Genomic DNA, 22116 nt, shown 5'->3' with positions numbered 1-22116 from the left:
AAAGCTAGATCTGGTCGGGGCAACCACCCTGCGCCATCTGCGCCAGCCACTCTGCCGCAACAGCGAGTGGCTGATGCCAACTGGCCACCCCCTCCGAAAAAGCAGGCTGGCGGGTGATCCGCACCGAAGGGTACCACAGACTGCGCGCAAACGCACCGCCTTGCGTGGCAGCCTGCCCGGGGGAATCTGGCACCACAACAGAGCCCGCGCCCCAGCGCCAGTCCCCACCAAAGCGGTCCAGTAGCAAGGTTGGTTTACCAAGCAGGCCTGCCAGATGAACAATCATGGTATCCACGCTCACAACCACATCCAGACCGGCCACAAGCTGTGCAGTGGCCAGCAGGTCCCCTTCGGGCAGGGGGGCGAGCGGCAAGGGAAAGCTGGCAAAACCATCATTCGGTTGCAGGGCCTGAAAACACAGCCCGTCCACACCAGCCAGTTGCGCCAGCAAAGAGGGGTCAAGAGAGCGCCGCCGGTCAAACTGATACGCAGGATTGCCCGACCAACACAACCCGACATACAGCCCCTTGCGTTCGCGCACAGCACCAGCCCCGCCAAAACAGGCAGGCTCAGGCTGCCAGGCAAATGGTGCTGCCACGCCAAGGCGGTGGGGCAGGCTTAAGAGGCTACAGCGGGCATTTGCCCCGCCTGCCTGCGCGGGGGAGACTAGGTGCACACGCCCTTTCCATCGGGGGAGCAGGCAGGCTGCAAACCGCTGCATGCTTTGGGGGAGCATAAGGCATATCCGCGCCCTGCTGACCGCCTGCTCCACGTAACGCAGGAACTGTAGCGTGTCGCCCAGCCCCTGCTCGGCATACAGCAGCACGGTTTTGTCCGTGGCCTTACCGTCCCACTCCGGCAATGCGGCAGTGCCTGTGGGCGGCGCAAGCAGGTCCCTACGAGCCTCCCACAACGCCCAGCCCTGCGCAAAGCGGCCAGTTGCAAGGTACAGCCCACCCAGATCAAGCGCAGCCCGCGCCCGGTCCTCCACAGTGGTCGCATGCTCCATGGCGTAGGCGAACATATCCTGTGCCGCCTGATTACGGCCAAGGTCCATCAACACCGAGCCATAGTTCAGCGCCAGACGGGCATCATGCGTGCGTAGCCTGTAGGCTGCCTCCAGTTCCTGCACGGCCATATGCAGCCTGCCCTGCGCCATATGGACAAGCCCGAGATTGGTGCGGGTTTCCGCCACATTGGGGGCTAAAGCTGCCGCGCGTTGCAGTGTCTGCTCCGCCTCCTCGTATCTGTGCCGGGCAAACAGTGCCGCACCGTGGTTGGCCAGCGCCTGCGGGTTATCCGGCATGGCATGGGCAACGGCGGCAAAATGGGGCTCGGCCTGCGCCATACGCCCATCGCGCTCAAGCGCCATGGCGTGCAGGTTATGGGCGAGCACCTCCTCCCCCTCCAGTGCAAGGGCGCGGGCCGATACGGCTACAGCCTCCGCCCCCCGCCCGCAACGGGCCAGAAAAGCGGCAAGTGCCATGTGCCGCTCCTGCTCCAGAGGGCGGAGGGAGAGCGCTTTTTGCAGCGCCCGCTCGGCATCGGGCAAACGCCCGGCAGCCTCCATAACCCGGGCCATGGCATCATGCGCACGGGGGTCCGCCGGTGTGGACATAACCGCCACATTGACTGCCGCACGCGCCGGTTCCACGTGCCCCTGCTCCAGCAGGGCCAGCCCAAGCGTGATATAAAAAAACGGTTCAGCAGCAAGCTCCACAGCCTTGCCTGCAAGGGCTATGGCGGCGGCGGCATTACCCCCCGCCCGCGCAACACAGGCCATGGCGTGCCAGCCCTGCGCATCTGCCGGGTAAGAGCGCAAATGCTCGCGCAGGAGGGATTCGGCCTGCTCCGCATCCCCCCGTGCCAGACAGGCCAGCGCCTGTCTGCTACCGACTGCGGGGGCAAAGCCTGCGCTTTTTTACCACCCATGCTGGCCCCACCTCCACGCCTTGCGCCCCGGTCACGCACAAGAGGTGCTGACGCATGGTTTCGCTCACCTGCATGATGCTGTACCATGGGCTGCATGAATAAAGCCTATCTTTCCCTCGAACGCCACTTTGCGCGCCTTTCCTCCCTCAATGATGCTCTGGGCATTCTGGGGTGGGACAAGGAGGTCATGATGCCCTCGGGCGCTGCCGAGAGACGGGCGGAAAATCTGGCCATGCTCGAAGGCCTGCGCCACGAAATCCTGACCGCACCCATTATGGCCGACCTGCTGGGGGAAGCCGACGCGGGGGATGACGTCTGGCGCGCCGCCAATCTGGAGCAGATGCGCAGGCAGCATGCGCAGGCAACCGCCCTGCCGGGGGATCTGGTGGAAGCCAGCGCACAGGCAACCGCTCGCTGTGAAATGGCATGGCGCACCGCGCGGGAGGAAAGTGACTTCAAAAGCCTTGAGCCCCATCTGGCCGAAGTGCTGCGCCTGACAAGGGAGAGCGCCCGCGCCACGGGTGAGGCCATGGGCCTGAACATGTATGATGCCCTGCTGGACAGCTTTGACCCCGGCACACGGCAGACGGATATAGACCCCATCTTCACCTCTCTGGCCGCCAGCCTGCCCGAGCTGATTGGCGCCGTGCTGGAGCGGCAGAAAAGCCTGCCTGCGGTTTTATCCCCCACCGGCCCCTTCCCCGTTGCGCAACAGGAGGCACTCGGCCGCCGCCTGATGCAGCGCATGGGGTTTGATGCAACACGCGGCAGGCTGGACGTTAGTGCTCACCCCTTTTGTGGCGGGGCCACGCATGATGTCCGCCTGACCACCCGCTACGTGGAATCGGACTTTATTCCCGCACTGATGGGTGTGCTGCACGAAACCGGGCACGCCCTGTACGAGCTGGGGCTGCCCGCCCAATGGGCCAGCCAGCCCGTAGGCCAGTCCGGCGGCATGACCCTGCATGAAAGCCAGTCCCTGCTGATGGAAATGCAGTTCTGCCGCTCTGCCGCCTTTGCAGGCTGGCTGGCTCCACAGGTCCGTGCAGGCTTTGGTGTTGCGGATGATGCCGCAGGATGGGACGCTACCAGCCTGCACCGCCACTTAACGCATGTTGAACCCGGCTTTATCCGTGTTGATGCGGATGAGGTTACATATCCTGCCCATATTCTTGTGCGCTATGAGCTGGAAAAAGCCCTGATCTCGGGCGATCTGGCGCTGGCTGACCTGCCTGCGGCCTTTAATACCCGCCTGCACGCCCTGCTGGGCCTGCACGTGCAGATGACCGACGCGGCTGCCTGCAGGACATCCACTGGCCTGCAGGGCTGTTTGGTTACTTCCCCTGCTACGCCCTTGGCGCCATGACTGCAGCCCAGTTGCGCAATGCGGCCTGCACCGCCAACCCCGCCATTCTGCCTGCCATTGGTCAGGGCGATTTTGCACCACTGCTGGCATGGCTGCGCCAGAACGTGCATGGCCGCGCACGCAGCGCTAGCATGGCCCAGATTGTGAACGATGCCACCGGCAAACCACTGGATGCCTCGGCATATCTGAACCACATCCGCCGCCGCTACGTGGACCGCGCGCCGGATGCATAATCGACCCGCTCCTGCGCCCTGCCAGCGTAGTCCCCGCCTACTGCCGGCATTCGGGCGCATCCGCCCTGCGCATAAGGCGTTTGCATGGCAGGCGCATGGAGCGGACACTCATGCCCATGTTTGTATGCCTGACGTTTTACTGACCGGATGCCCGCGCGCATGACCACTTCCTCCCCCCGCCTTACTCCCCGCTCCCGCCGCGCAGTTTTTGGCCTGCTGACAGCCATGCTGGCCCTACCCCTGGGCGGCTCACCCGCATGGGCGTTGCATATGCCAAGGTGGCGGAACTGCCTGCCAGCGCGCTCCAGCCTTTCATGCAGTCCAGCAGCCAGATATGGGACGCCATTGTCCCCCTGCCGGACGGCCGCATGCTGCTGGAAGCCCCGGCATGGGTTGGCAATACTGGCCCCCAGCTTTTTGTGCGCAATACAGACGGACAACTGGCGGCGTGGCCCAATGCCGCGTGGAACGCAACACAGGGCGCACCAGACCAGCGCTTTGTTGCCCTTGGCGGGCTGACCCGAACGGCTGATGGGCATATATGGGTGCTCGACAGCGGTGTGCCCAACCGCAAAAACCCCGCCGCACGCCCCCCCCAAACTGATAGAAATTGACCCCGCAGCCAACGCGGTGCTCCGTACTGTGCATGTGGACCCCAATGCCCTGCGGCCCGGCAGCATTCTGTCCGGCATTGCAGTCCATGGCAGCACGGCCTATGTGCCGGATTCAGGCGTTGCCGGTCTACTGGTGATCGACACAGCCTCCGCCACAACAAAACGCTTTTTAGACCACCACCCGGACCTGGTCGCCAGCCGCCCAATTGTCACACCCAACGGCCCGGTGCGGGACAGCACGGGCCACTACGCAGCTGTGGACGCCAGCATGATCGCGGTCAGCCCGGACGGGTCCTGGCTTGTGCTGCAAGCACCCGGGCAATACCTCTCCCGCGTGTCCACCGCCATTTTTACCGACCCGGACATAACGCCCGCAGCGTTTGAGGAAAGTGTGACACAGTGTTCAAGACCCCCTCGCTCGGCGGGCTGACCATTGATGATGACGGAACGCTCTACTGGTCCGACATCACAACATCGAGCATCCTCAGCTACACCACCGGGCGGGTGCCGCGCAGGCTGGTCACCGACCCACGCCTGCAATGGCCCACAACGCCGGGGCTGGACGGGCACGGCCACCTGTATGTCTCAGCCAGCCAGCTTGACCACAGCACGGCCTTTGGCGCGCCCTCGGCCTCCATCTCATGGCCGATCACCATTTACAGGCTGACCTTGCCCACAACGCCCCCGCCGGGCTAGGCACACCCGAATATATCGTACAAGACCACTTCGCGGCATCCGTCATTCAGGATATAATCGCCCTCATGCGCTACATTTCCACACGCGGGAATGCTCCCGTTCTCTCGTTTTCCGATGTTCTGCTGACCGGCCTTGCCGAAGATGGCGGGCTATACCTGCCGCAAACATGGCCCGAGTTCTCGCTGGCGGACTGGCAGGCCATGCGCGCCCTGCCCTACCCGGAGCTGGCGGCACGCATTCTGGCCCGCTTTACCGGCTCCGACATTGATGAAGACACGCTCAAAACCCTGTGTGCAAAAGCCTATGCAGGCTTTGACCACCCGGCCATTGTGCCGCTGACGCAGGTTGAAGACGGGCTGTTTGTGCAGGAACTGTTCCACGGCCCGACCCTTGCCTTCAAGGACATGGCCATGCAGGTGCTTGGCCAGCTTTTTGAGCATGTGCTGACCCAGCGTGACGACCATGTGACCATTGTAGGGGCCACCTCGGGCGATACGGGTTCCGCCGCTATTGAGGCCTGCCGTGGCCGCAAGCGCCTGTCCGTTATTATTCTGCACCCCAAGGGCCGTACATCCGAAGTGCAGCGCAGGCAGATGACCACCGTGCGCGAGCCCAACGTGACCAACCTTGCGGTTGAAGGCACGTTTGATGACTGTCAGGACCTGGTCAAAAGCCTGTTTGCGGACCTGCCCTTCCGGCGCGAGATGCACCTCTCCGCTGTCAACTCCATCAACTGGGCGCGTATTGCTGCGCAAATTCCCTATTATGTACATGCAGCCCTTGCACTGGGTGCGCCCGAGCGTGAGGTCTCCTTTGCCGTGCCTACGGGCAACTTCGGCAATATTCTGGCAGCATGGGCTGCACGCAAGATGGGCCTGCCCATCCGCCAGCTTTGCGTGGGTTCCAACCGCAACGATATTCTGACCCGCTTCCTCAATGCCAATGACATGACCATCAAAGGGGTGGTGCCCAGCCTCTCCCCCTCCATGGACATTCAGGTCTCCTCCAACTTCGAGCGGCTTTTGTTTGAACTGCTCGGGCGCGACGCCACCGCCTGTGCACGCATCATGACCGGCTTCCGCAGCACGGGGCACATGGATGTGCCGCCAGAAGTGTGGGAGAACGCGCGCACCCTCTTCTCCGGTCTGGCGCTGGATGACAGCCAGACCGAGGCCGAGATCCGCGCCCTGCACCAGCGCTCGGACTATATGGCCGACCCGCACTCCGCCATTGGTATTGCCGCTGGCCGCCGCTTCCGCCAGCCGGGCATACCCATGGTGGCCGAGGCCACGGCTCACCCGGCCAAATTCCCCGACGCCATGGTGGCCGCCACGGGTATTCATCCGGCACTCCCCGTACATCTGGCCGACCTGTTCGAGCGTGAGGAGCGTTACCGCGCAGTCCCCGCGACCGAAAACGCTATCAAAGACGCGGTGCGCGCAGCAGTCCTCTCCAACGCTGGCTAACCAGCCCACTCCCCCAAGCGCAGGGCTGCCCATGTGGCGGCCCTGCTGTTCCTCAGGACAAGAATGACAGACCCCATCCAGCTGACCCGCCTGCCCTCCGGCCTGACCGTTGTGACCGAACGCATGGACCGGGTGGAAACCGTTTCCTTCGGGGCCTATATTTCCGCTGGGACCCGCAATGAAACTGCGGCGGAAAATGGCGTATCCCATTTTCTTGAGCACATGGCCTTCAAGGGCACCACCAGCCGCTCCGCCCTGCGTATTGCCGAAGAAATTGAGAACGTGGGCGGGCACATCAATGCCTACACCGCCCGCGAGCAGACGGTGTTCTACGTCAAGCTTCTCAAGGAAAACCTTGATCTTGGGATCGACATTATTGGCGATATCCTGACCCATTCCACGTTTGACGCCGCCGAGCTGGAACGCGAACGTGGCGTGATTTTGCAAGAAATCGGTCAGGCGAACGACACACCCGATGACGTGGTGTTTGACCATTTCCAGGAAACCGCATTCCCCAACCAGCCCATGGGCCGCCCCATTCTGGGTACGGAAAGCCTGATCCAGACCATGCAGCGTGAGACGCTCATGTCCTACATGGGAACGCACTATAACCCGTCGAACATGATTGTCGCAGCCGCTGGCAATCTGGAGCATGCGGCGGTCGTCGCGCAGGTAGAACGCCATTTTGCCGACCTGCCCACCACAACAGCCCCTGCAATGGACAACGCCCTTTACACAGGGGGTGAGTTCCGTCAGGTCAAGGAGCTGGATCAGGCGCATATTGTGCTTGGCTTCCCCTCCACCGGCTACCATGACCCCGACTATTACGCAGCACTCCTGCTTTCCACCTTGCTGGGTGGCGGTATGTCCTCACGTCTGTTTCAGGAAATCCGGGAAAAACGCGGGCTGGTCTATTCGGTTTACTCCTTCAATGCTCCGTATGAAGGCGGCGGCGTGTTCGGCATTTATGCTGGCACGGGGGAAAAGGAATGTGCAGAGCTTATTCCCGTAACTCTGGAAGAACTGCGCAAGGTCCAACTTGGCGTTACATCGGACGAGCTGGTCCGTGCGCGTGCGCAGCTTAAATCCTCCCTGCTCATGTCGCTTGAAAGCACGGGCAGCCGGTGCGAGCAGATTGCCCGGCAGCTCCAGATTTTTGGCCGCGTCATTCCCACACAGGAAACGGTCGACAAGATAGAAGCCGTCACGCGTGAAGATATCTGCCGTGCAGCGGCCCGCATTTTTGCAGGCGCTCCCACGCTTGCAGCCCTTGGCCCCATAGGCCACATTCCGTCCCTGCAAAGCATCAAGGAGACACTGGCAGCATGACGCAACAGCCCCTCGACCTTATTGCCGATCTGGTTGCCCAAGCCCGTGCCAGCGGAGCGGATGCAGCAGACGCCGTTTTTGTCAGCAGCACCGCCGTAGGTGCGGGCGTGCGCAATGGCGTAACCGAAGAGCTTGAACGCTCGGAAACGACAGATCTGGGGTTGAGGGTTTTTGTTGGCCGCAAAAACGCCATTGTCTCCACCACCACCCCTGACCGGGCCAAGCTTGGCGCACTGGTGGAGCAGGCACTGGCCATGGCCCGCGTTCTGCCCGATGACCAGTACGCAGGCCTTGCCCCGGAGGCCATGCAGGGCACGTTCAGCACCAACACGCTGGAACTGGCAGACCCCGCTGAGCCTGATACCACGGCCCTGCTCGCACGCGCCAGAGCGGGGGAAGAGGCTGCTCTGGCCATAAAAGGTGTTACCAACAGCGCCGGCAGCAGCGCATCATGGGGGCGGACAGATATTACTCTGGCAACCTCCGCCGGATTTGCTGGCACTTACAGCCGCACCAGCCATTCCAACTCGGTTTGCGTTCTTGCTGGCACGGGTGATGCCATGCAGCGTGATTATGACTACCACGGCACAGTCTGGCTCCATGACCTCAAGAACGCGGCAGAACTTGGCCATAGCGCCGGGCAAAAAGCCGTGGCCCGCCTTAACCCCGGCCGCCCGGCAACGGGGCGCTACCCTGTTGTGTTCGACCCAAGGGTTGCGGGGAGCTTTCTGGGCCATTTTGTAGGGGCTATCACGGGCACCTCCATTGCCCGTGGCACATCCTTCCTCAAGGACAAAATGGGGCAGGCCATTTTTGCCAGCACCGTTGGCATTACCGATGACCCAACCCGCATAAAAGGCCTACGCTCCCGCCCGTTTGACGGGGAGGGCATGGCTGTGGCCCCCCTCTCCCTCGTGCGGGACGGGGTTTTGCAATCATGGGTGCTCGACAGCCGCAGCGCACGCCAGCTTGGCCTGCAAAGCAATGCCCGCGCAGCCCGTGGTACTGCGAGCCCTCCCGGCCCGTCCGCGAGCAACCTGTTTTTTGAACCCGGAACCCTCTCCCCCACCGCGTTGATGGCTGACATCAAAGAAGGGTTGTATATTACGGAAATGATGGGGTCCTCCATCAATGGTTTGACGGGGGATTACAGCCGCGGCGCCTCGGGCTTTATGATCCGTGACGGACAGATTGCCGAACCCGTTGCTGGCTTTACCCTTGCAGGGAATCTGCTGGAAATTTTTGCTTCCATCACATTAGCGGACGATCTGGTATTCCGTTTTGGCACCGATGCCCCCACATTACGGACAGATGCCCTGAACACCGCCGGGGCGTAACTGTTAGCCGGAGACCAAAATACAGTGAAACCACGTCTGCTGCGATCTGCCTGAGTGCGTTTGTCGGCGCAAGTCTGCTGGTCGGGCCTATGGCCATGCAGGCCGATGCCCGCCCAGGTCAGGGAGGCTCCATGGGAAGCCGGGGCAGCCACACATGGAGTGCGCCACCTGTTACGCGCACAACCCCCTACAGCACCGCCCCCATGGACCGCTCCATAACACCGCGCACAGCACCCACACCGGGTTTTGGCGCACCGCAGATGGCGGCCCCCTTTGCCCGCCCCATGGGCTACCCCAACCGCCACCCGTTCCTGACTGGTCTTGCCGGGGGCTTTTTGGGCGCCGGGCTGTTTGGCATGCTGAGTGGGCACGGTTTTATGGGCGGGATGCATAGCTTCTTCAGCCTGCTGGGTCTGCTGCTCCAGATCGGCTGGTGGTCATGTTTGTCATGTGGCTGGTACGGCGCTTTGGCCGGGGAACAACCGGAAGCAACGGCTTTGGCATGGGTGGTGCTCCGCGTGGTAGCATGCCCGGAGCAGCCCCTTCCCCCACTGCTCCTGCGGGTGGTGGTACGCCAGTCCAGATTACCACGGCGGATTACCAGTCCTTCCAGCAGACCCTGGTGGATATTCAGACTGCGTGGAACCAGCAGAACATTCCGGCCATGCAGCAAATGGCAACACCGGAAATGGTCTCTTACTTCAACGAGCAGCTTGCTACGCTGGCTAGTCAGGGGGCACGCAATGTTGTCTCCGATGTACGCTTCCTTCAGGGTGATCTGGCCGAGGCATGGCGTGAAAATGGCATGGACTACGCCAGTGTGGCCATGCGTTACAGCCTGATCGACCTGACAACCAACGCAACCGGGCAGGTTGTGGATGGCAGTTCCACTACCCCTGTCACCATTACAGAAGTGTGGACATTTGTCCGACCTTCTCGCGGTGGGCGCTGGCTGCTCTCCGCCATCCAGCAGGCCCGCTGAACACCAACCGGGCAGCGCCTCTCTGCTGCCCACAAAAAAGCCCGCCATCCCATAGGACGGCGGGCTTTTTATTATGGTCAGTCATACCACGGGCAAACCCGTAACAAATATCACGACAGCATGGCGAAAACGCTGTCTTACGGGTGCAACAGCGCCAGACCAAACATAATGCCTGCCAGAACAATCATAAACACAACCATACTACGTACCCGCAAGGCCTGGCGCTTTTGCCGCTCAAGCTGCTCCGGGGTGTGGGGCATGGAAACTGTCGTCATGCTCAGTGCATCCATATTTGTAAAAAGTGGTCGCCCAACAAACCACAGAACAGAAAAAAGAGATACGCCAGCGAAAAACGGAAGGATATACGCGCGGCCTTATCCCCCTTCTGGCTTGCACCATTCTGGGCCTGCGGTTCAAGCAATATGCGTACGGCGCAGGCAACAAAGCCAAGCCCCAGCACCACCGCAGTCACTGTATAAAGCCAGCCACTGGCACCGACAAAAGACGGAATAAGCGACACAGCAAGCAGCACCAAAGTGTAGAAAAATATCTGCCAGCGCGTATGCCGCACGCCGCGCACAACCGGCAGCATGGGAATACCCGCACGCCCATAATCCTTGCAGGCATACAGCGCCAGGGACCAGAAGTGAGGTGGTGTCCAGAAGAACACAATACCAAACATGACAACCGGCATGACCGCCATATGGCCTGTGGCTGCGGCCCAGCCGATCATGGGGGGGAAAGCCCCCGCGGCACCGCCGATGACAATATTCTGCGGCGTGGAGCGCTTGAGCCACATTGTGTAGATGACAGAATAAAAGAAAATGGAAAAAGCCAGAATAGCAGCAGCCAGCGTGTTGGTTGCAATCCACATCAGGCAGACAGACAGGCAGGAGAGCCCAACGCCGTAAGCCAGTGCCTCGTTTTGCGGAATGCGGCCCGAGGGAACCGGGCGGGTAATGGTCCGCTGCATGATCGCGTCAATATCGCGGTCATACCACATGTTAATGGCCCCGGCCGCACCAGATGCCAGACAGATGCAGAAGATGGTCACCAGCCCGATAAACGGGTTCAGATGCCCCGGCGCCATGAACATTCCCGCAGCACCCGTAAAAACAACGAGCGAAATCACGCGGGGCTTGAGCAACGCCAGCCAGTCACGCGCCTGCGTACCAACCTGTTCTGTTTGAAAACGGGGGCGTCTGGGCTGCGGGGCAGAAAGACTGGCTTCGCTCATACAACAGCACTCCCTGCCGTACTGGCCTCAGCCACGCCCACACGGCTATCCGGCATGGGAATAGCGCGCTGGAAGCTAATGGCCGCCGCCAGAACAAACACCACTGCCGCCACGCCAAACAGGGCACACCCCAGCACCTGCATGCCAGAGCCAAACACGCAGAGTGTTGCGGCCGCAGTCAGCGCAAAATGGAGTTTGGCCAGAGACTGCGGGTACCAAAAACCACAGGCCTCGCCCCGCCACAGGTAAAAACCACCACAAACCGCATAGAGAGCGCCAAGCTGCAAAGCGGGGTGCAGGCCTGTACCCTGCACAAGCTGCACCACCCAGCCACCAGCCACGACCGCTAAAAATCCCATCCCCCACAACAGCGGTGTGTGGAGAGAAACACGCGCCCGCCACGTACCGGAAAGCCACAGCCCAGCAAGACACACAGCCGACAGGGAACACAGCGCCAGACCAGCATTGCCGATAAGCAGTGCGTTCTGGCTATCGCTCCCATGTGCAAGGCTGCTCTTGGCCCATGCCACCACACCAATGGCGGCGGTTGTCGCCATAATATAAGCAACAGGCCGTGTCTGCACCTGCCCGATCCGCGCTGCCATCTCAAACACAATGCCAAACCCGGCGAGCAGCACAATCAGGCCAACAGGCCCTGCAAAATACTCAGCCCCGACAACCGGGCTGATCGCAGGCCACAGCCACGTACGCAGCACAGCAGCCGCAAAAACAGGAGCGCACAACAGCACAACCGTGGCGGAGAGCATTTCCCCCCAGACAAAGGGGGAGAAGGATGCCTGCGTCCGACTATCCGCACAGCTATCAAAAATTGTGGCCAGCAGCACCATGGCTGACATGAGCGCACCCACCGACCATAATACATGCGCAAAGCGCGCATCGGCCAGTGCGCAGGTCAGCAGAAAAGACAATGCAAGAACAGCAACACCCGCCAGATTCAGCCGCCCCAGCACCATGTGCTCGCGCCCAAGAGCCCGAGGTAGCCAGAGCGTGCCAAAACCGCTGACCAGAGCAGGCACCACCACATAAAGCAGCATCAGTGCCGGGTGTGCCTGCGTCAGCCTGCCGCACAGGTCTGTGGCGGGCAACATGCCCAGACCTGCCAGAACGGACACCCCACCCCCAACAAGCGCCGCAAGGGCTGCAAGCAGCAGGTAGGCTGTTCCGACGGCGGAATCCTGCCGCTGGCTGGGGGTTTTACCCACCGTGGCAGATTGCGGGATAGGCTGGCTATGCGCGGAGATCATGCTCCATGTTCCATATTCTGTGCAGGCTGATGATGGAGAACTGTGAATCCTGCTAGACAAAAAACGACCATATTTTAGCGTTTTATGGCATAAAAACGCCCTACCAAGCCACGCATGTCTAGCGCCCCTGCCAAAACAGGAGCGCACATGTTTACGTTTTCGGCAGGTTTTCCAGCGTTACCAGCGTAAACAGGCCAAACGGTCGCACAGGCTGGATGTAGGCCCGTGCAATATCCTCCTGCGGGAGCAGCGATTCCATTGCAAAATCCGGGTGCCAGCCAAGAGAGTGGGAGGCACGCGCCATGGCGTGTTCCACTGCACCACGGATGCCACCGGGGGCCAGAAAGTGGTTGACGAACAGAATATACCCGCCCGGACGGACAACCCGCTTGAGCTCACGCAGCAGCTTGCGCGGGTGTGGCACCACAGATGCAACAAACATGGCAACCGCAATGTCGAAGGAGTTGTCCTCGAACGAGGTTTCTTCCGCGTCCATTTCGAGCAGAGCGTTTACGTTTGTCAGGTTGTCATGCTGTGCGCGCTCACGGGCTTTGGCCAGCATATCGGTCGAGAGGTCAATGCCGGTAATGGCCTTGGCCTTGGTATAATGGGGCAACGCCAGACCTGTACCCACCCCGACTTCGAGCACATTTGTGCCGGGTAGGCCATTGACCGCATCCACCGCCCGCAGGCGGCCAAAGCGGGAAATACCACCAAAGGCCACGTCGTAAACATTAGCCCAACGTCGATAGGCCTGTTTGACCGCCTCTGCATCAAGCGCGGAACGCGAGGGAGGAGGTACGGGGCTTTCCCCTCCGCCGGAGGGGTATTCTTGGAGAACGTCACTCATGTTGTCTCTCTGCCCGCTGACGGACATTTCTTCAAGAGCCACTATACTCTCTTCCTTCCTGCTTGCAGCACACACCACCAAAGCGCCTTTGTGTGGCAGCATCGTTTTACCGGCATGGCACCACCCAACAGGGCCAGACGGCTCTTATCGGACAGACAGCTTGCGTTCAATACAATCCCATATGCTGGCGGCACCATTGATGCCGTCAAACCGCTCCAGTTCCTGCAAACCGGTAGGTGACGTCACGTTGATTTCCGTCAGATACTGACCAATAACATCAATGCCCACAAAAATCAGCCATGTTCTTTAAGAAACGGCCCAATTGCATCACAAATCTCACGATCACGCGCGCTCAGCTCCACTTTGCACGCAACACCGCCCACATGCATGTTGGAGCGGTGGTCCTCCCCCGAGGGTACGCGGTTGATCGCACCAATCGGCTCGCCATCCACTAAAATAACGCGCTTGTCCCCCGCAGTCACGGCGGGTTCATACCGCTGAATCATAAGAGGCTCGCGGGAGCGGGCAAAATGCATTTCCAGCAGGGCATTCAGGTTCTGGTCATCCGCCTTGATCCGGAAAACGCCGCTGCCGCCATTACCAAACAGCGGTTTGACAATGATGTCTTTCCATTTGGCCCGGAACGCCCGAATCTGGTCGACATCCCATGTCACCAGTGTCGGGGGCATAAGCTGGGGAAAATGCGTGACCAGCAATTTTTCCGGGCAGTCACGCACCCACTGCGGGTCATTGACCACCAGAGCCTGATCAGGGCCTGTGCCATGAATATGGTCGAGCATATGCGTGGCGGTAATATAAGCCATGTCAAATGGTGGGTCCTGGCGCATGAGCACCACATCCATGGACCGCAGGGAATGCCGTACGGGTACGCCAAATGTAGCGTGCCGCCCTTTTTCCCGCCGGACGGTTACCGGGCGCATCAGCGCGGTAACGTCCGTGCGCGTGGGGCCTCCGGCTTCTACCGTGCCTTCATCAAGGGCCATGGAGTTTACTTCGTACACAAACAGGCTGTGCCCGCGTGCCTGTGCCTCCAGCATCAGGGCAAAGGTTGAATCCCCATCAATATTGACATGCTCAAGTGGGTCCATCTGGACCGCCACAAGCCGTGGAGAGGCCATAAACTCGGGTTCCTGTTCTGCTGCTGGAGCGATTGTTGGGCTATCCTGCCTTTTTTCAGGTCAACACGCAAACACCCAGACCTTAACGCCCCCGACCGGGCAGAAATGCCGCACCATAGACCTGCCCCGGAGCCGGGCAGCGCAGGCGTACATGGAAGAGTGCGTAGGTGTCGGCCACAATACCGCCGCGCGTACGCGCCTGCTCCGGCAGTGTCTCAAGCACCTCAAACAGATGGTCATCTGGCGGGCCTGCACGCTTATGGCTCAGCACAAGATAGGCCTGTGTGCCACAAGCTGGATGCGGCAGACTGAACAGCCGCCAGCGGGGTTCGGCCCCCAGCACCACACGCTCAGGTGCGTAAAACGCCAGTTCGGACGCAAGGCCGTATTCATCCGCAACCAAAGGCGCGCCTTCAGGCACACGGGCAGAAACAGAACGGGCGAAATCCGGCCAGCCCCCCATCTGCCGTAAGGTCATGTCCAGATGCGGGGAGAGGCGTAAGGGCATGAACGCCGCCTGCACGCCAACCACACCTGCCAGCCCAATGCCGACAAAACCTGCACTCCGCCACCATGGCCATGCCACCTGTGCTGCGGCCAGCGACAGAACAGGGTACAGCACCACCGGCCAGTTGGCCTGCACCCGCGCGCCCAGCGCATGCTGCGCAAACACGACTGCGGGCAGCGCAACCATGCACAGCAGCAGGATGGCAAAACTGCTCCGCCGCTGCCACAACAACCAGACCGCACCGACAAAAAAAACAAACACTAAAGGGGACGCAAGCCCCACCTGCCCGCCCAGCAACTCCCCCATAAAAGCCAGAGCATGTGCGGGGTTCCAGTCCCCTACCCGGCTACCCTGCTTGGCAAAACTGGCCCACGCATGCTCGGCGTTCCACCAGATCACGGGTACGGTGCACACGAGCGCAAGACCAGCGGCGTAGTACGGCCACGGCGTGCGCAACCACGACCGCCCTTCTTTGGTAGCAAGCAGCCATAAGCCCAGACCGGCCAGCGGCAAGAGCATGGTATATTTGCTGTCAAACCCCAACCCGGCAGCCAGACCGGCAAGCAGCCACATGCGCCGCTGCCCCCCGATGCAGGCACGCACCAGCCCCCACAGCAAAAGCGCCACAAAAAACAGCAACGGCGTATCCGGGGTCATGACCAGCGTGCCCAGGCCAACACTCAGCGTGCCATTAAACAGCAGACCTGCGCGCAGCCCCCCTGCACGCACCTGTTCCGGCGTTACCTGCCCCTGTAACCAGCACCACGCGGACTGAACAACCAGCACCGAGGCCAGACAGGTGGAAACAGGCCCCAGAAGGCGCACCCCCAGAGCGGTATCCCCAGCAAGGAGCATACCCATACGCGCCCACAGCGCCACCATGGTGGGTGATCAAGGTATCCGCCAGCCGGAGCCAGCGCCCATATCCGGTAATAAGCCTCGTCCGGTGAGAGTGGAATACTGGCAGCCAGCACAAGGCGTACAAGGGTAAGGCAAGCAAGCCCCCACCACCAGTACGTGCAGGGTGCCAGAGCGGCCCGCAATGTTAGCGGGACCGCCAGATAATGGTGGAAGACATGGTGTAATTCCAAACCACAGCCAGCACAGCGCCCGCCAGACTGGCCTCGTTAATCCGGTAACTCTGCGCATACATCATATGCGCCACACCCACATCCGCCAGCGCTCCAACTGAGCAGACCAGCATGAACACCAGCAGCCCCCACACGCAGCGCCGACCATGCAGGCGACGGTCCCTGTAGGTAAAATTATTGTCCAGATAAAAGTTCACACCCATTGCCGCTATGGTGCCTATGGCCTGCGCTGTGGAAAAACTGCCCCAGAACAGCCGCACCAGATGCATGACCCCCAGATTGGCCCCTACCCCGGCAAGCCCAACAAGGCAGAATGCCACAAAGCGTAACGGCACCAGACCACGGGAGAATTTTTCTAAAAGCAGGGCCGCAAACTGGATCATCACCAACGTGTCCAGCTTGCTCTCACCCGCCACGCGGGGGCGGAAGCCACAGGCGATTTCCTGCACTTTGAGGGGCTGTTTTGAGGACAGTAGCAGGTCCAGCAAAATCTTGAACCCCGCCCCGGACAGGCGCGGCGCTATGGCCTCGAACGTCTGTTGCCGCAAGGCAAAAAAGCCGCTCATGGGGTCACTCAGCCTGACCGGCAGAAAACGCTGTGCCAGCCATATGCCCCCATCAGAGAGAGCATGCCGCCATGCATTGGCCAGCCCTTCGTTACTACCACCCTCAACATGGCGGCTGCCCACGGCAATGTCGCACGCGCCGCCACCAACGGCATCTATCAGCGCAATCAGGCGGCTTTCATCATGCTGGAGGTCACCATCCATGACCGCCACAATCTGCGCGGAGGAGGACAACGCCCCTTCAATAACCGCTGTGGACAGCCCTCTGCGGCCAATCCGGCAGATGCCACGCACATACGCCTTCTGCCGTGCCAGCGCACGGACTGCGTCCGTTGTTTTGTCGGGCGAATTATCATCAACAAAAATAACCTCCCACCGCCTGCCTTCCAGTGCTTTTTCCAGCATAGCAACAAGTGGGGCTACATTGGCAACTTCGTTGTAACACGGTACAATAATACTGATATCAGGGCTGCCTGCTGGCACATGACTCTCCAAAACATCTGAACCGGGCATTACTCCGGTGCCCCCTCCCTGATGAGCGGCAACGGCACACCCTCACGTTCCAGACTGGTGCGGATGGTTTGCAGGGTCTGCACCCGAATAACGTGGGAGGCCTCCGTCAACTGCCGCGTCAGGGCGTTTTCATGCGCTGCGTCACGCGCAATCAGGCGGACAAGAAAATCCCCACCACCCCGGATCATGTGGCACTCACGCACCTCCGGCCATTCGGCAAGCTGGCGCTCAAAAGCCGAAAGCACTGTCTCTTTCTGGCTATCCAGCCCGATCAGGGCAAAAAATATAATCGGCCAGCCAAGGGCCGTGGCATCCGGCTGGGCATGGTAGCCACGAATAATACCCTCCTCCTCCAGCCGCCGTACGCGCCGGAGACAGGGCGGGGCCGAAATGCCAACACGCCGGGCCAGTTCGACATTGGTCATACGACCATCATCCTGCAGCTCGGCTACGATACGAAGATCAACAGCGTCCAGATCCGTCACCTTATCCGACCCATCCTGTGCAAGATGCAACTCCCAGAAAAGAGTGGCGAGTATATGCCACGCTCCCCGCCATGCCGCAAACTCCTCTCTCAACACTTGCTCAACGCAAACGCACCCGTCATATCCTTTTCTCCAACGTAATCGGAACCACGCCTGCGCGGCATAACTGCACCCGCACTTCTTGCTTTGGGGAACTCTTCTGGCATGACTGAAACCATCACAACCGACCTGCTTGTCATTGGCGCAGGCCCCGCAGGCTATACCGCCGCCATTTACGCGGCCCGTGCCAACCTCTCCCCCGTTCTGGTGGCGGGGCTGCAACCGGGCGGGCAACTGACCATTACAACCGACGTGGAAAACTACCCCGGTTTTGCCAAGGCCGTGCAAGGCCCCTGGCTGATGGAGCAGATGGCCGAACAGGCGCAGAATGTTGGCACCCGCATTGAATACGACATTATTACCGAGGTGGATTTCAGCTCCGGCTCACCCTTCCGTCTGATAGGGGATTCCGGCACGACCTACATCGCGCGTGCCGTCATTATTGCCACGGGCGCACAGGCCCGCTGGCTTGGCCTGCCGAGTGAAAAGCGCCTACAGGGTGGTGGCGTATCCGCCTGCGCAACATGCGATGGTTTTTTCTATCGTGGCAAAAAAGTTGCCGTGGTTGGCGGCGGCAATACGGCCGTGGAAGAAGCCCTGTACCTGACCCACCACGCAGCCCACGTGACCCTGATCCACCGCCGCGACTCCCTGCGTGCGGAAAAAATCCTGCAGGACCGCCTGTTCAACCACCCCAAAATTTCGGTCATATGGAACAGTGAGGTTGCCGATATTCTGGCCACCGGCACGCCAGAAGTGGTCTGCGGCGTGCGCCTGCACAACCTTGTGGACCAAAGCGAAACCACCATTGATATTGACGGCCTGTTCATTGCTATTGGCCATGCCCCGACCACTGGTATTTTCCATGGGCAGATCACCCTCGACGCCGAAGGTTACATTCAAACCACCCCCGGAACGACCCGCACATCCGTACCCGGTGTTTTTGCTGCAGGCGATGTACAGGACAAAATATACCGTCAGGCGGTAACGGCTGCGGGCAGCGGGTGCATGGCAGCCCTGGACGCGGAGCGGTATCTGGCAGAACTGCCCAAAACGTAACGCTGCCCATACCTTGACCACGTGCAGTAATTACTGCACGTAGTAGCTTCGAAAGCATGGTATTGTGCTTTTGTAATTTCAGTCAATTTAGCAGGAGGCGTGCGTGGACTGGGACAAACTCCGGGTTTTCCATGCCGTAGCGGAAGCCGGTTCCTTTACCCACGCGGGGGATGTGCTTAACCTAAGCCAGTCTGCCGTATCCAGACAGATTTCTGCGCTGGAAGATGTTCTTCAGGTGCCCCTATTCCACCGCCATGCGCGTGGATTGATCCTGACTGAGCAAGGGGAAACCTTGCACAAAACGGTTCGGGAAGTGTTCTCCAAACTGGAGATGACACAGACCTTGCTGACGGAAAGCAAGGAAAAAGCCGCAGGCCGCCTACGGGTTACAACCACAACCGGATTTGGTAACTGCTGGCTTATGCCACGACTCCATAAGTTTATGGAGGCCAACCCCGAGATTGATATCTGCCTTATTCTGGAAGACAATGATCTGGATCTGGGTATGCGTGAGGCCGATGTGGCCGTGCGCATGCATGCTCCGCGCCAGCCGGACCTGATCCAGCGCCATCTGGCGGACTTCAATCTGCCAATTTTTGCAGCGCCTCAGTATATTGAGCGCCATGGCATGCCATCCAGCCTGGAAGACATTAAAAACCACCAGTTGGTTCTGTTTGGTGAGCACCACCCGCCGGTAGCCCATATCAACTGGCTGGCCGAAGCAGGGCAGACCAACAACCATAGCCGCCCGGCACGGCTGGAGGTCAACAGCATGGCAGCCATGGCCTCCGCCATAGCTGCCGGTCTGGGCATTGGCTCCATTCCTTCTTATGCTGCCAGCAAATTTCCGGACCTGGTACAGGTTCTGCCTGAAATTACGACCCCGACGGTCGATGCCTATTTTGTCTACCCCGAGGAACTGCGCAGTTCCAAACGGGTAGCCGTCTTCCGTGACTTCCTGATGAGTGAACTCGGCATCCGTTGAGTTTACTCTAACGGTATTTGAAAAACCCCGGCTTTTTCCATACAGGAACAGGCCGGGGTTTTTCTTTTGATACGTACTATACTGTAAAAGCAAACCTGATATTCCCAGAATACAGTTCTTGCAAATAACGAAATATCCTGAAAAATCAGCACTCTATTGCAATATGGCTTTGAACTTTTCTCAAGTCTGGATTGCAAAGATCACAATATTATCAACAAATTGTTATAACCAGAGAAGACATCACTTCAGAATACGCCCCCTTTTACAGATGCAGATACTCGTTTGAACAATGATCGTATATTATTAACCAAATATTACGAATAATTTATACAATTTTATCTCAATATTGAAAAAATCGGCAGGCCATTACGGCACTTTATACCACTCCGGTCTTATTTTTGCTTTTTTGTATATTGGCAGTTCACAACGATTAAATAATTGAGTATGGTTCTTATTATTCACACTGAATTTTTAATTAGGCCTGCCATGAGTGAGATCCAGAACTATTCGCCTCTCCTAGATCTTGTATCCGAGATCGTGTCCGCGCACGTCTCCAACAACCAGACGGACCCTGCTACCATTCCGGCTCTGATCAAGGACGTTTCCAAGCTCTTAAAACGGCTGACCAGCCGCAGAGCGAGCCTGAAAAGCTCCAGCCGGCTGTGCCCGTCAAGCGTTCGGTTTTCCCGGACTATATCGTCTGCCTTGAAGATGGTAAAAAGCTGAAGATGCTCAAGCGGCACCTCCAGAGCGCTTACGGCATGTCCCCCGAGCAGTACCGCGAACGCTGGAACCTGCCTGCGGACTACCCCATGGTTGCCCCCAACTATGCGGAACGTCGTTCCACCCTTGCGCGTGAAATCGGCCTTGGCCGCAAAATCCATGCCGCAGGCGATGAAGACGATACGTCCGGTCGCGCAAAGCGTGGTAAAAAGGCAGCTGCAGTCTAAGATAACATCCTATGCTCTGACGTGTCTGGTATTCTTACCAGACTGTCAGGCATTTTTATCTTGACGCCCTGCCGTGGAGCGCGGAATGCTTGTATCTGTCTGGTACAGATTCAGCCAGACCTCCTATCTCTACCCTAATCGGCAGGGGGCTCCATGACGCGGTCTGAACTTATTGCCATTCTGATTGAAAAAAACCCGCACCTTCAGCTTAGAGAGGCTACGCTGCTGGTGAATACGGTTTTTGGCGGCATAACAAGCAGCCTGGCAGCAGGGAACCGCGTTGAGTTGCGAGGGTTTGGTGCTTTTTCTGTTAAGGAACGGGAGCCACGCCTGGGCAGGAACCCCAAAACAGGGGAACAGGTTCAGGTCAGCAAAAAACTCGTTCCATTTTTCAAAACCGGAAAAGAGCTTCACCAACGCCTGAACAAGGCGGGCTTGGCCTAGCCCGCCTTTATTCTTCCGTAGCGCACTGCTCTGCCTGACCAATGTAATTGGCAGCCAGACGTAAATCCTCCACAAATCGTGCATATTCTCTCTGTCGACTTGCCTCATCTGGCAATCGCAGCAAGTAAGACGGATGCACAGTCACCAGCCCTTGTGTCTCCCCTTCCAGATGGAACAGGCGCGAGCGGGTGGCAGAAATTGTAACCGGCTTTTTTAGAACGCTTTGGGCAGCGGTTACCCCCAGCATAACCAGCAATGCGGGCCGGACCAGACGGCGCTCCGCATCCAGCCATACACGGCAGGCGGCTACATGCTCTGCCTGTGGCTTCTGGTGCAGACGGCGACTCCCTTTCCATACAAAATGGAAATGCTTGACCGCATTGGTGACGTAAACCTGATGGCGCTGCAACCCGGCATCCTGCAGGGCCTTATCCAGCACTTGCCCGGCAGGCCCAACAAAAGGCCGCCCCTGTAGGTCTTCCTGATCGCCCGGCTGTTCACCCACCAGCATGAGCGCAGCGTTTTGTGGCCCCTCACCAAAAACCGTGCGCGATGCAGGCTCCCACAAGGCACAGGCCCGGCAATCCATAGCTCGGCACCCAGCAATGCCAGATTGGGAGCCATGTCCACATCCTTGCGTTGGGGTGGTACTACACTCAGGGCGTAGCCACGCCAGATGCCAGTGCCATCCACCTGCCACTGCACGGCAGCCTCATCCCGCACAACGTCTGTCCCAGCGGCAAAACGCAGCGTATCGCCTGTCCACTCCATACGTCGGTAGGGGGTCACAACCTGCCACGGCCGCACATTACGCTGTGTGCAATAGCGGGCATTCGCCTCCAGAATATAATGCTCGGGAGCACTCTGTAAAATTCCAGAAGCCTGCTGTTGCGCGCTGAAGGCTGAAAAAGCCTCTCTGAACCGCAATGTAGTCGCCCGCACAGCCGCCATGGACTGCCTCAACCATACC

The 22116-nt window shown here is 59.5% G+C and carries 15 protein-coding genes and 5 pseudogenes; 10 read left to right on the top strand and 10 right to left on the bottom strand.

Annotated elements, in window-relative coordinates:
• Positions 1-4: 4 nt before the first annotated feature.
• Positions 5-1822, bottom strand: coding sequence for a tetratricopeptide repeat protein (locus JCM25146_RS04230; RefSeq protein ID WP_025826118.1), 1818 nt, complete (start codon positions 1820-1822; stop codon positions 5-7).
• Positions 1823-2026: 204 nt separating this feature from the next.
• Between JCM25146_RS04230 and JCM25146_RS17120 the strand changes: the two are divergent.
• The 6 genes and pseudogenes from JCM25146_RS17120 (at position 2027) to JCM25146_RS22820 (ending at position 9955) form a co-directional block, all read left to right on the top strand.
• Positions 2027-3531: pseudogene (locus JCM25146_RS17120) on the top strand (carboxypeptidase M32).
• A gap of 159 nt (positions 3532-3690) precedes the next feature.
• Positions 3691-4841 (top strand): annotated as a pseudogene (locus JCM25146_RS25120) (L-dopachrome tautomerase-related protein).
• A 65-nt stretch (positions 4842-4906) separates the two neighbouring features.
• Positions 4907-6307 carry a threonine synthase gene (gene thrC / locus JCM25146_RS04200; RefSeq protein WP_025826110.1) on the top strand — a complete coding sequence of 467 codons (1401 nt, stop codon included), beginning with the start codon at positions 4907-4909 and terminating at the stop codon, positions 6305-6307.
• 63 nt (positions 6308-6370) lie between these two features.
• Positions 6371-7636: a M16 family metallopeptidase gene (locus tag JCM25146_RS04195; RefSeq protein WP_025826109.1), complete on the top strand. Its 1266-nt coding sequence runs from the start codon at positions 6371-6373 to the stop codon at positions 7634-7636.
• The gene (locus tag JCM25146_RS04190) at positions 7633-8973 is read left to right on the top strand and encodes a TldD/PmbA family protein (protein ID WP_025826107.1); all 1341 of its coding nucleotides are present in this window, start codon (positions 7633-7635) and stop codon (positions 8971-8973) included. Before JCM25146_RS04195 ends, JCM25146_RS04190 begins: the two co-directional genes overlap by 4 nt.
• 24 nt (positions 8974-8997) lie before the next feature.
• Positions 8998-9955, top strand: a pseudogene (locus tag JCM25146_RS22820) (Tim44 domain-containing protein).
• A gap of 137 nt (positions 9956-10092) precedes the next feature.
• Here JCM25146_RS22820 and JCM25146_RS22815 read toward each other — a convergent pair.
• The 8 genes and pseudogenes from JCM25146_RS22815 to JCM25146_RS04145 form a co-directional block, all read right to left on the bottom strand.
• Positions 10093-10230, bottom strand: coding sequence for a hypothetical protein (locus JCM25146_RS22815; RefSeq protein ID WP_199897700.1), 138 nt, complete (start codon positions 10228-10230; stop codon positions 10093-10095).
• Between the two features lie 2 nt (positions 10231-10232).
• Positions 10233-11192 (bottom strand): heme o synthase, encoded by a 960-nt coding sequence (locus tag JCM25146_RS04175; RefSeq protein ID WP_025826105.1) that lies wholly within the window; start codon positions 11190-11192, stop codon positions 10233-10235.
• Positions 11189-12457, bottom strand: a complete 1269-nt coding sequence (locus JCM25146_RS04170; protein WP_025826103.1) for a heme-copper oxidase family protein — start codon at positions 12455-12457, stop codon at positions 11189-11191. The genes JCM25146_RS04175 and JCM25146_RS04170 overlap by 4 nt, the downstream gene beginning before the upstream one ends.
• A gap of 151 nt (positions 12458-12608) precedes the next feature.
• Complete coding sequence (locus JCM25146_RS04165) at positions 12609-13307, bottom strand: class I SAM-dependent methyltransferase (RefSeq protein WP_035371976.1); 699 nt, start codon at positions 13305-13307, stop codon at positions 12609-12611.
• A 144-nt stretch (positions 13308-13451) separates the two neighbouring features.
• Positions 13452-14446: pseudogene (gene gshB, locus JCM25146_RS17105) on the bottom strand (glutathione synthase).
• Positions 14447-14528: 82 nt separating this feature from the next.
• The gene (locus tag JCM25146_RS17100; protein WP_242400916.1) at positions 14529-15836 is read right to left on the bottom strand and encodes a glycosyltransferase family 39 protein; all 1308 of its coding nucleotides are present in this window, start codon (positions 15834-15836) and stop codon (positions 14529-14531) included.
• Between the two features lie 163 nt (positions 15837-15999).
• The gene (locus JCM25146_RS04150; RefSeq protein WP_025826099.1) at positions 16000-17124 is read right to left on the bottom strand and encodes a glycosyltransferase; all 1125 of its coding nucleotides are present in this window, start codon (positions 17122-17124) and stop codon (positions 16000-16002) included.
• Complete coding sequence (locus tag JCM25146_RS04145; protein ID WP_025826097.1) at positions 17124-17639, bottom strand: Lrp/AsnC family transcriptional regulator; 516 nt, start codon at positions 17637-17639, stop codon at positions 17124-17126. Before JCM25146_RS04145 ends, JCM25146_RS04150 begins: the two co-directional genes overlap by 1 nt.
• A 174-nt stretch (positions 17640-17813) precedes the next feature.
• Here JCM25146_RS04145 and trxB point away from each other — a divergent pair, with 174 nt between their 5' ends.
• From trxB to JCM25146_RS04125, 4 genes and pseudogenes are all read left to right on the top strand, one after another.
• Positions 17814-18767 (top strand): thioredoxin-disulfide reductase, encoded by a 954-nt coding sequence (gene trxB, locus JCM25146_RS04140; RefSeq protein ID WP_025826096.1) that lies wholly within the window; start codon positions 17814-17816, stop codon positions 18765-18767.
• A 103-nt stretch (positions 18768-18870) separates the two neighbouring features.
• Positions 18871-19752, top strand: a complete 882-nt coding sequence (locus JCM25146_RS04135; protein WP_025826095.1) for a LysR family transcriptional regulator — start codon at positions 18871-18873, stop codon at positions 19750-19752.
• Positions 19753-20196: 444 nt separating this feature from the next.
• Positions 20197-20702, top strand: a pseudogene (locus JCM25146_RS17095) (MucR family transcriptional regulator).
• A 153-nt stretch (positions 20703-20855) separates the two neighbouring features.
• Positions 20856-21146: an integration host factor subunit beta gene (locus JCM25146_RS04125; protein ID WP_025826094.1), complete on the top strand. Its 291-nt coding sequence runs from the start codon at positions 20856-20858 to the stop codon at positions 21144-21146.
• A gap of 7 nt (positions 21147-21153) precedes the next feature.
• On the opposite strand, the gene JCM25146_RS23425 is transcribed toward JCM25146_RS04125, so the two are convergent.
• Positions 21154-21735: a UdgX family uracil-DNA binding protein gene (locus JCM25146_RS23425; RefSeq protein ID WP_081774749.1), complete on the bottom strand. Its 582-nt coding sequence runs from the start codon at positions 21733-21735 to the stop codon at positions 21154-21156.
• Positions 21736-22116: the final 381 nt, after the last annotated feature.

The organism is Acetobacter okinawensis JCM 25146 (assembly GCF_000613865.1).
GTDB lineage: Bacteria > Pseudomonadota > Alphaproteobacteria > Acetobacterales > Acetobacteraceae > Acetobacter > Acetobacter okinawensis.
Note: the sequence above shows the minus strand (reverse complement) of the source record. Positions and strands in the feature narration are given on the sequence as shown.